Genomic DNA, 1,225 nt, shown 5'->3' with positions numbered 1-1,225 from the left:
CAGTCGACCGATTGTCGGCAGACGCAATTCGTTGAGCATCAGTCCCATGCTGCCGGCGTCGTAAGTCGGTGCGTTCATGCGAGCACCTCTTCATGAAGCAACGCGTCGTAGATTGAGGCGTCGGGCATCTCGACCACCACAATGGGACATTCAGCCTGGCGCGGAGCGAATTGTGCGAAGAGCGCTTCCAGATCGGGCAGTTCTCCGAGTTCCAGCAGCACTTCAAGCTGCAGGGCCAGTTCTGCCTCTACGCCGTAATTGCCGGCAAGCTCCAGCAGGCCCACGATGACCTTGCACGCGTTGCGTGGACTCAGTGCTTGATCCAGGCGCTCCCAGGTCCGGCGGTACGCCTCACGCGGAAACAGATCGTCACGAAACACGAGGCCCCTGAAGGCTTGCGGTTTGCGTTTGAGTGACTCGATAAAATGTCGATAGTTAATCGCACGCCCGCGACCTGCGCTCGTACGCCTGACTCGCGCCGTGCTGTGCACGAGCGCTCCGGACAGATAGCAGTCAAGCCGATCGCTGTAGAGGCGTACTTTCAAGCGATGCCCGATCAGGCGTGAGGGCGCGCTGTAGATGCTGCCATCCACCGTAAAAGTGCCGCTGCGCGTCACGCGCCCTTCGTCCTCAACAAAGTCGGTGGTACGGTGTTCAGGCAGATCCATGAGGTATGTGCGCTCGACTTGAAACGCCGCAGCATTGCGCCGGTTGCGGCGCATCACCACGCCGCGCACAAACTCCTCGTAGGCTGGCCGATCATCGAAATCGCGATGACCACGTAACTCCAACGCCTGATCAACTGCGTCCTTCAAGTACCGATGCGAGGATTCCACGCTGCCATTCTCGTGCCCCAAGCCGCGGTTGTTGCGCGTGCCTTCCATGCCATAGTGCCCAAGCAACGCCGCGTAGCGAACCGTAAAGTCGTCCTTCTCCTGAAGGTTCTTAAAAGCTGCCGACAGACTGTCGGAGCGGTGCTCGCTGGGGCAGCCGCCAGCCTGCCATAAAGCGTTCTGCAATCCTGCTGCCAACGCCTGGAAACTCTCTCCGCCGTCAACGACGCTGGCGTATTCCCAGCGCGAGAACGCCAGCACAAAGTGATAGAGCAAATGTCCGAACGCAACTCCGGCGATCGTCACACCCAGTTTCTCCATGTGCGTGAAGTCCGACAGCCCTCGCACGCCGGGCTGGTAGGTTTGAGGGAAGAACACCTCCTTACCGGGTC

Annotated in this window: 1 protein-coding gene; it reads right to left on the bottom strand. The window is 59.8% G+C overall.

The annotated features are described in order from the left end of the window. Positions 1-74 precede the first annotated feature (74 nt). Positions 75-1,225, bottom strand: a 1,151-nt coding sequence (locus M0D69_RS43620; protein ID WP_301787980.1) for an IS21 family transposase, incomplete at its 5' end; no start/stop codon positions are given.

The organism is Caballeronia sp. SEWSISQ10-4 2 (assembly GCF_030464885.1).
In the GTDB taxonomy this organism is placed as follows: Bacteria; Pseudomonadota; Gammaproteobacteria; order Burkholderiales; family Burkholderiaceae; genus Caballeronia.
This window is presented reverse-complemented; position numbering and strand designations above follow the sequence as displayed.